This is a genomic window from Gemmatimonadaceae bacterium, assembly GCA_035533755.1.
In the GTDB taxonomy this organism is placed as follows: domain Bacteria; phylum Gemmatimonadota; class Gemmatimonadetes; order Gemmatimonadales; family Gemmatimonadaceae; genus JAGWRI01.
This window is the reverse complement of the sequence record DATLTC010000044.1, coordinates 1-8,571: the sequence shown is the minus strand read 5'-3', so window position 1 is coordinate 8,571 and position 8,571 is coordinate 1. Positions and strand designations below refer to the sequence as shown.

The following is an 8,571-nucleotide window of genomic DNA, read 5'->3' as shown; positions in this document are numbered from 1 at the left end:
ACGACGGCAGCGAGTCGTACCACTCCATGGAACTGGTGCGCCTGGCCTTCCCTCGCCGCATGTACACGCAAAGCCACTTCGACTACGCCGCCGAGGCCATATGTGAATTGAAATCCCGGGCGCACGAGGTGCGCGGCGTGAAGATGGTCAAGCAGGCCAGGTACCTGCGCCATTTCACCGCGGAGTTCGAGACGGCGTGAATCCGCGGGACTAGTCCGATCGAGCGATACGGTTGGGGGCCGCCTGGGGTTACGCTCAGAGAGCGCCCCCCGCCGTGCCCCTCGCCCCCAAGGACCCTACATGAAGCCCAGGATTTCCCGCGGGGCCGTCACCAAGATGCCCACCGGCATCGAGGGGTTCGACGAGATCACCCACGGCGGGCTGCCCCGTGGGCGAACCACGCTGCTGCTGGGCGGTCCGGGCTGCGGCAAGACGGTCTTTGCCCTGCAGGCGCTGGTCAACGGCGCGCGCCAGGCCAAGGAAGCGGGCATCTTCGTGGCCTTCGAGGAGAGCAGCCGCCAGATCGTCGCCAACGCGGCCACCTTCGGGTGGGATCTGCCCGCGCTCGTGAAGAAGAAGCTCTTCTTCCTCGACGCCCGGCTCTCGCCCGAAGTGGTGAAAGGGGGAGCGTTCGACCTCGTCGGACTGCTTCAGGCCCTCGAGGAGAAGGCCAAGGAGATCCACGCCACGCGCATCGTGTTCGACGGCTTCGACGTGCTCCTCAGCCTCCTCGACGACCCGGCCATGGAGCGCCGCGAGATCTATCGGGTGCGCGATTGGCTCGCCCGCACCGGGCTCACCGGCATCATCACGCAGAAGTCCGGCGGCGTCGAAGCCGACCAGCGCTACGCCTTCCTGCAGTTCATGGTCGATTGCGTGATCGTGCTCCGTATCCAGGTCGTGGACGGCTCGGCCTTTCGCAGCCTTCGGGTGATGAAGTTCCGCGGATCCGGCTTCCTGGGCGACGAATTCTCGATCACCCTCGGCGCCGACGCCCTGCAGCTCGCCACGCGCGGCCCCGTGGAGCTCACCTACAGAGTCACCAACGAACGGATATCATCGGGACTCCCGCGCCTGGACCAGATGCTGCGCGGCGGCTACTTCCGGGGCAGCAACGTCCTCATCTCGGGCGCGCCGGGCACCGCCAAGTCCACGTTGGCCGGGCTCTTCGCGGCGGCCGCATGCGCCCGCGGCGAACGCACGATGTTCGTGAGCTTCGACGAAGGCTCCGCCCAGATCGTGCGCAACCTCCGGTCGGTGGGCATCGACCTGGCCCCGTACGTGACGTCGGGCCTCCTCACCATGCATTCGGCGCGAACCCGCGGCCCCAACGTCGAGGACCAGTTCGGCCAACTGAAAGCGCTGGCGATCGAGCACCAACCGCGCTGCCTCGTGATCGATCCCCTGTCCGCGTTGTCCACCAAACTCGCGCACGTGGCGTCCGCCGATGCCGCGCAGCGCTTCCTCGACATGCTCAAGGTGGCGCGCATCACGGTCGTGTCCACCTCGCGGATGGACGGTCTCTCCACCAACGAGGCCACCACCACCGGGATCACGACCATCGCCGACACCTGGATCCACCTCTCCTACATCGTCCGGGACGGCGAGCGGAACCGGGCCCTGACGATCGTCAAATCGCGCGGCACGGGGCATTCCAATCAGGTGCGTGAATTGACCCTCTCCGACCAAGGCGTCACGCTCACCGACACCGTCATCCCCCAGGGGAGCGCGCTCATGGGCGTGGCCCGATGGGAGTGGGAGCACGCCGATCGCGCGGCCCCCCACGCCAGGCGCTAGCATGCCGCCCCTTCGGCCCAAACCCGCGCCAAGGCTGCGTCTGCGCCTGTACGTCGCGGGCAATGCGCCCAACTCCCTGCACGCCATCGCCAATCTCACGGCGCTCTGCGACCAGCACTTCCCATCAGCGCACCACATCGAGATCGTCGATCTGCTCACGCACCCGCAGCGCGCGCTCGCCGACGGGATCATCGTGACCCCCACGCTGGTCAAGCTGTCCCCGGCGCCCGTCCAGCACGTGGTGGGCAGTCTCTCCGACGCCACGCACGTGCTGCGCGCGCTGGGGGGATCATGATCCGCGAAGCGGCGCCGCATGCGCGACCCCTCGCGCGACGTCTGGCCGAGGCCGAGGAGACCATCGCCGCCCTGCTGTCGCGGGAAATCGATGCCGTGGTCGACACCCCCAGCCAGACGCCGGTGCTGCTCAGCATCGCCCAGAAAGCCCTGCGCGCCAGCGAGGAACGCTATCGCCGCATCGTCGAGACCACCGACGAAGGGATCTCCATCGTCGATGCGGACGGCATCATCACCTTCGCCAACCGGCAGGTCGCCGAGATGCTCGGCTACACCGTGGACGAACTCATCGGCACGTCCATCTATCGGTGCATCGGCGCCGCAGAAACGGCGAACGCCGAGCGCCGCCTCCAACAATCGGAGCGCGGCATCTCGGAGGAGCACGAGGTCACCTACCTGCGAAAGGACGGCACCGAGCTGTGGGTGATGCTCCGCACCACGCCCATCCACGACGCCGACGGCCGCCACATGGGCACCCTCGGCATGATGACCGACCGGACGCACCGTCGAGCCGCCGAAGAAGCCCTGCGCAAGAGCGAGGCGCAGTACCGCCAGATCGTCGAAGCCACCACCGACGGCATCATCAAGACCGACCAGACCCTCACCATCGTCTTCGTCAACCGGCAGCTCGCGGACATGCTCGGCTACGAGCCGGCGGAGATGATCGGCCGGAGCCTGTACAGCATCATCGGCTCGGGCGGCAAGGAGATCGCCGACGAATCGCTCAGAAGCCGGCAACTGGGGCTGCATGGAATGGTGGACACCACGTATCGTCACAAGGACGGCACGGAGGTGTCGGTCAACATCGCCGGATCCGCGCTGTCGGACGGCGACGGCGCATTCACCGGCGCCCTGGGCATAGTCCGCAACGTCACCGCGCAGAAGAAGATGCAGTCGCAGTTGATGGTCAGCGATCGCATGGCGTCGGTGGGCATGCTGGCCGCCGGCGTGGCCCACGAGATCAACAACCCGCTCGCCGCGGTCATCGCCAACCTGGACTTCATCGTCGAGAGCATGAGCGTCGCTCCGGGCCATCCGTCGCCGTCGGCGCCGGCCCGCGATGCGTCCTGGATCCTGGACGACATCCGCTCGCCGCTCGAAGAAGCGCGTGATGCCGCGCAGCGCGTGCGGTTCATCGTCCGCGACCTCAAGGTCTTCTCGCGTTCGCCCGACCATGAGCAGCGCCACCCGGTGGATGTGCAGCCGATTCTGGAATCGTCGTTGCGCATGGCGTGGAACGAGATCCGGCATCGCGCCCGGGTCGTCACGCAGTTCGACGCCGTACCGGCCATCGACGCCAACGAGGCGCGGCTCGGACAGGTGTTCCTCAACCTGCTCGTCAATGCGGCGCAGGCGTTGCCGGAAGGCCAGGCGGAACGCCATGAGGTGCGCGTGTCCACCCGCGTCGAAGGCGATCGCGTGGTCATCGAGGTGGGCGACACCGGCCCGGGGATCCCGCCGGAGGTGCTTCCCCGGATCTTCGACGCGTTCTTCACCACCAAGGCCGTGGGGGTGGGCACCGGGCTCGGCCTCGCGATCAGCCATCGCATCGTCGCCGACATGGGCGGCGCGCTCACCGTCCAGAGCACGCAGGGACAGGGCACCGTGTTTCGAGTAGCACTGCCCATCGCTTCAATGACTCCGGTGGCCCTGCCCACCGACGCGCCGCCCGCCACGGTGCACGGTCGCCGCGGCAAGATATTGCTGGTGGACGACGAACCCACCATCGTGCGCGTGGCGCAGCGCATCCTGGCCACGGAGCACGAAGTCGTGGCCACCGTGTCGGCCCGGGAAGCGCTGGCCCGCTGCGCCGGCGGCCAGCGGTTCGACCTCATTCTGTGCGACCTGATGATGCCGGACATGACCGGCATGGACCTGCATCGCGAACTCGCGCGCATCGCCCCCGAGCAGGCCAATCGCATGATCTTCCTCACCGGCGGCGCCTTCACGCCGCAGGCGCGGACGTTCCTCGCCGATCCTCCCAAGGAGTACATCGAAAAGCCGTTCGATGCGGCCAATCTCCGCGCCATCGTTCACCGGCACCTGCGATCGATGACGCCCGACCCTGCCCCACCCTCAGCGCCCCAGTAGCTCACCCGTCGTCGAACCACCGGGTGGCCCGCGCCAGCCGCTCCTCGATGCGGGCCGCGTCCCGCGCCCCGATCTCGTGCCGCAGGCTCCGCAGCGTCGCCTCGCACGCATCGAGCGCGCTGGCGAGCGCGTCCGCATTCTGGAGCGCGATGTCCGTCCAGAGTTCCGGCGGGCTCGCCGCCAGCCGAGTCATGTCGCGACCGCCGGGTCCCAACTCGGCGCGGGCCACGCCGGCGCCCTGCAGCGCGAGCACCAGCGCCGAGGCGAGCATGTGCGGCAGGTGGCTGGTGAGACCCAGCCGCTGGTCATGCGCCGCCGCCCCCACGCGCACCGGCGCCGCACCGAGCGCTCGCCAGAATTCCTCGGCCGCCACCACGCGATCCTCGCCGCCGCTCGCCGGCTGGCACACGAACACCGGCGCGCCGGCAAAGAGCCCGGCTCGGGACGCGTCCCACCCCGAACGATGATCTCCCGCCAGCGGATGACAGCCCACGAAGCGGTCCCCGATGCCCAGCGTTTCGGCGCGGGCCTCGATCGCCGCCTTGGTGCCGCCCACGTCCATCACCAGGTGCCTCGGCGTGAGTGCCGGCGCCAGTGAGTCGAGCACCGAGAGCGCCGCGGTCACGGGCACGGCGATCACCACCGCCTGCGCGGCGGCCACTTCGTGGAGCGCATCCACCAGCCGCACACGGGCCAACGTTGCATCCGTCAGCGCTCGCAATCGCTCCACCTGCCGGTCATACGCGATCACGTCCACGCCGCGCGCAATCAGATCGCGCGCCAGCGACCCTCCAATCAATCCGAGTCCCACGATCCCCACGCATCCCGACCGTTCGCCCACGGTCAATCCTCCGTGAGCTGGACGCGGCGCGACGTCCCGATCAGGTGCCAGAACAGGTAGCGCACGTCCTCCTCGGGCGCGCCTTCCTCGCGCGCCATCTCGCTCGCCCGCCGCACCACCGCCGCTTCCTGCGCCGGATCCAGCGCCGGCAGTCCCGCGATGCGCTTGGCCGCCCCCACGCGACGCGCCAGTTGGATGCGCCCGGCCACCAGCCGGATGATGGCGCGATCCGTCTCCTCGATCTCGCGCCGCAGGCCGGCCAGCTCCCGCTGCGCGGCGTCGACGTCAGCTACGGTGTGACTCATGCCACCGCCTCCGCCGTTGCGTTGCTGCGCGACATGGTCCGCCCCGCGGCATGCGCGAACGCCGGCAGCCGCTGCATCAGGCGCTCGAACGCCTCCACGCTCAGCGATTGATCGCCGTCCGACAGCGCGTGCTCCGGCTGCGGGTGCACCTCAATCATCAACCCGTCCGCTCCCGCGGCCACGGCCGCGAACGCCAGCGGCTCCACCAGATACGCCCGCCCGCCGGCGTGGCTGGGATCCACGATCACGGGCAGATGGGTCTCGCGCTTGAGCACCGGAATGGCCGACACGTCGAGCGTGTTGCGGGTGGCGGTCTCGAACGTGCGGATGCCGCGCTCGCAGAGCACCACGTTGGCATTGCCCTGCGCCATCACATACTCGGCGGCCATCAGCAGTTCGCTCACGGTGGCGGACATGCCGCGCTTGATCAGCACCGGACGCTGCGTGCTCCCCACTTCGGCCAGGAGCGGAAAGTTCTGCATGTTGCGGGCGCCGATCTGCAGCATGTCCGCGTGCTCGGCCACCGTCTCCACCTGGCGGGTATCCATCACCTCGGTGACGGTCGGCAGGCCGGTGGCCGTTCGCACCTCGCGGAGCATGCGCAGCGCCGCATGGCCCAACCCCTGAAACGCATACGGCGACGTGCGCGGCTTGAACGCGCCGCCGCGGAGCATCGCGGCGCCGGCGTCGCGCACTGCCAGCGCCGTGCGCGCGAGCATCTCGCGCCCTTCCACCGAGCACGGCCCCGCGATCACGACCAGCGCCCGTCCGCCGATCGCCGTGCCCGCCGCGTCGCCGAACCGCACCACCGTGCCGTCCGGCCGGAAGTCGCGACCCGCCAGCTTGTATGGCTTGAGCACCGGCGTCACCGATTCCACACCGGGAATGGCCAGCAGCGCGGCCTCGCGCAACAACGACTCGTCGCCGATGCAGCCGACGATCGTGCGCTGCTCCCCGCGCGAGACGTGCGTGCGGCCGCCCATCGCCTCCACGCGTTCGCGGATATGGTCCAACTCTGCCTCGGTGATCTGTGCCTTGGTGATGAGGATCATGCCTGCTCCGTTGGGTGGGCGTGCAGCGGGTGGTGGCCAGGGGGATGGACGCAAAAAAAGGCCCGTGGAAATCCACGGGCCAACCGCGAGTCGAGCGTCGTATGCCGCGTGCTATCCGCGCATACGCCGCCGCTCACGGCCCGTGGAACGGGCCGTGCGGTAATAGTACGCGTAGGAGCGCGGGTCGCGGTTCATGCGGGGGAATGTACGCGGCGCGGCGTTGTCGTCAAGCGCCGGGACTCCGGGCATGGTACCCATCGCCAGAGCAAGCGCGGGCCGTCACCCGCGAGTCACCCTTTTGAGCGATGCCCACGTGTTTGGATCGCGCGTAGCTTGCGGATCACCAGGAGCTACTCATGTCCAAGCACCCCAAGACACGCAACAGGAAGCGCGCCAACGTCGCAGGCACCACGCGCGCCAACGTCGCGAGAACCACGCGGCCCGACACGCCCGAACTCGAAGGCGGAACGCCGCTCCCCGAGGAGTTGACCGGCCGCGCCAGCGGCACCAGGGAAAGTCTGGGCGCCCTGTTCGCCAACGTCGGCGCCCAGCATATGGCCGACGGATTTCGCGGCGGAAGCAACGACGACGTCGGGTCGGACATCCCCAAGGGGGACGACACGAGACCCGACGTCGAAGAGGACGTGACCGCGGTGTGATGGCGACTACGAACGGGCCAGCCGGCGCTCCCTAGCTGGGGAGGCCGCCCGGGACGATCGAGCAGTCGGCCGCAAGCGTCGAGCCGTCGGTGAGACCAGGAACGGACGAGCCGGGGAACCCGTCGCCGTGGCCGAGGTGCGCCGGAACCGCCGGCGCGCCTACGGTGATCAGGATGAACGTTCCGTTACCCGTGCGGTGGCAGACGTCCACTTTGGTCGTGCCGGCGCCCACGGACAATGCGGGGCGGCCCGCGGTGACGTTGCGGGTGGCCGGGCTGGTGACCGTGGAGTCGGCGCAAGCGCCGACCGCCAAGACGGACACGAACAGCGCCAGGTTCCTGATGCTTGTGGGGGGCATAGCCATTCTCCTGGAGTTGAAGCGCTCGGTACGCGAGCGGGGGACATAACCACGCTCGGACGCGGACGGTACGAAGTTCCCGGATACCGGACAATTGCCACAATGACCGGGCCGGCCCCCCGGTGTCACGAAGGGCCACACTCCGGTACGCAAGTTGTTGTGGAGCTTGGAGTGCCGCTTTCGCCGACCCAGGTAAATCTGCCCGAACGCGTGGCGCGCTGGGCCGGCGTGGCGGAATCGGTCAGGGCTTGATCGACGCGTGGATCACCGGCTTGAACATCAGTCCGTTCTGCATCATCGTGCCGCCGCGCATCACGAAGCTGCTGTCCACCATGAAGTCCACCAGCACCGTGGTGGTCTGGTTCGCCGTGATGGTCACGGGCTGCGTGAGGATGATCTTGATCCCGCTCCGCGACCCGCTCGGGAACATGACGCTGGGCGTGCTCGTGCCGCTCAGCACCGTCCCGTTCTTCAACGTGACGCTCGATCGCGTGGGATCGATGACGAGGCGAAACCCGAGGTAGTTCCCGGCCGGCATGTTGGCGGAGCCGAGGGGCAGCGACACTCCGTTCTGATACGCCAGCAGGTTGACGCTCACGTTGGGCGTGGCGAGCGGCGTCCAACCGCCCACCGTCGCGCTGTCGTCCCTGGCGCCCATCGCCGCCGTCGCCGAGTCGGCCTCGGCCGTGCGTCCGTCCACGCGCACCACGAACACGTCCACGCTCTTCACCGAGTCCGTCGAGAACGGCGCATCGGTGAGCTGCACGGCCACCGTGCCGGTTCCAGTCGATTTGGCTGCCGTGGTCGAACTGCAAGCGGCGACAACTGCGGCAACTGCCAGCAAAGCGGCGGCGCCGGCGGCGCGGCTGTATGAAGAAAATGCCATGGTGCCCTCGTTGGTGATCGTGTGGCTCGTCTCATGTCCCGGCGGCGTCGGACTGAGATTCCGAGGGCGTGGTACACGATGAATGCGTAGCGCACCACGAGCCACACGACCATCACTCGAACGGGCTAGTCACGGCGAGATGGTGCTTGGGAAACGCACCGATGACAACGCCCCGGCTGGCGTACCGTTGCCGCCTACTTCACCACCAGCACGCCGTACATGCCGCTGCCGGCCGAGCCGTGGTACTTGCAGTGATACGGGTACGTGCCCGCCGCGGTGAACGTCTGA

10 protein-coding genes are annotated in these 8,571 nt (G+C 68.6%); 5 read left to right on the top strand and 5 right to left on the bottom strand.

Annotated elements, in window-relative coordinates:
- From VNE60_06485 to VNE60_06470, 4 genes are all read left to right on the top strand, one after another.
- The coding region (locus tag VNE60_06485) for a hypothetical protein (GenBank protein ID HVB31161.1) at nucleotides 1-200 on the top strand (200 nt) is incomplete at its 5' end.
- Nucleotides 201-300: 100 nt separating this feature from the next.
- Nucleotides 301-1,797, top strand: a complete 1,497-nt coding sequence (gene kaiC / locus VNE60_06480; GenBank protein HVB31160.1) for a circadian clock protein KaiC — start codon at nucleotides 301-303, stop codon at nucleotides 1,795-1,797.
- Between the two features lies 1 nt (nucleotide 1,798).
- Entirely contained in the window at nucleotides 1,799-2,092 is a 294-nt protein-coding gene (locus tag VNE60_06475; GenBank protein ID HVB31159.1) for a circadian clock KaiB family protein, read from the top strand.
- Nucleotides 2,089-4,182 (top strand): PAS domain S-box protein, encoded by a 2,094-nt coding sequence (locus VNE60_06470; protein ID HVB31158.1) that lies wholly within the window; start codon nucleotides 2,089-2,091, stop codon nucleotides 4,180-4,182. The genes VNE60_06475 and VNE60_06470 overlap by 4 nt, the downstream gene beginning before the upstream one ends.
- Nucleotide 4,183: 1 nt before the next feature.
- On the opposite strand, the gene VNE60_06465 is transcribed toward VNE60_06470, so the two are convergent.
- The 3 genes from VNE60_06465 to aroF are packed head-to-tail and all read right to left on the bottom strand — an operon-like array spanning nucleotide 4,184 to nucleotide 6,380.
- A complete protein-coding gene (locus VNE60_06465) occupies nucleotides 4,184-5,023 on the bottom strand; it encodes a prephenate dehydrogenase (GenBank protein HVB31157.1) in 840 nt (279 codons plus the stop codon).
- Between the two features lie 2 nt (nucleotides 5,024-5,025).
- Nucleotides 5,026-5,328 carry a chorismate mutase gene (locus tag VNE60_06460; protein ID HVB31156.1) on the bottom strand — a complete coding sequence of 101 codons (303 nt, stop codon included), beginning with the start codon at nucleotides 5,326-5,328 and terminating at the stop codon, nucleotides 5,026-5,028.
- Nucleotides 5,325-6,380: a 3-deoxy-7-phosphoheptulonate synthase gene (gene aroF / locus VNE60_06455; GenBank protein HVB31155.1), complete on the bottom strand. Its 1,056-nt coding sequence runs from the start codon at nucleotides 6,378-6,380 to the stop codon at nucleotides 5,325-5,327. Before aroF ends, VNE60_06460 begins: the two co-directional genes overlap by 4 nt.
- A gap of 356 nt (nucleotides 6,381-6,736) precedes the next feature.
- Here aroF and VNE60_06450 point away from each other — a divergent pair, with 356 nt between their 5' ends.
- Nucleotides 6,737-7,039 carry a hypothetical protein gene (locus VNE60_06450; protein HVB31154.1) on the top strand — a complete coding sequence of 101 codons (303 nt, stop codon included), beginning with the start codon at nucleotides 6,737-6,739 and terminating at the stop codon, nucleotides 7,037-7,039.
- Between the two features lie 31 nt (nucleotides 7,040-7,070).
- On the opposite strand, the gene VNE60_06445 is transcribed toward VNE60_06450, so the two are convergent.
- Nucleotides 7,071-7,397 (bottom strand): hypothetical protein, encoded by a 327-nt coding sequence (locus VNE60_06445; GenBank protein ID HVB31153.1) that lies wholly within the window; start codon nucleotides 7,395-7,397, stop codon nucleotides 7,071-7,073.
- Nucleotides 7,398-7,638: 241 nt separating this feature from the next.
- Nucleotides 7,639-8,283: a DUF4382 domain-containing protein gene (locus tag VNE60_06440; GenBank protein ID HVB31152.1), complete on the bottom strand. Its 645-nt coding sequence runs from the start codon at nucleotides 8,281-8,283 to the stop codon at nucleotides 7,639-7,641.
- Between the last annotated feature and the right edge of the window lie 288 nt (nucleotides 8,284-8,571).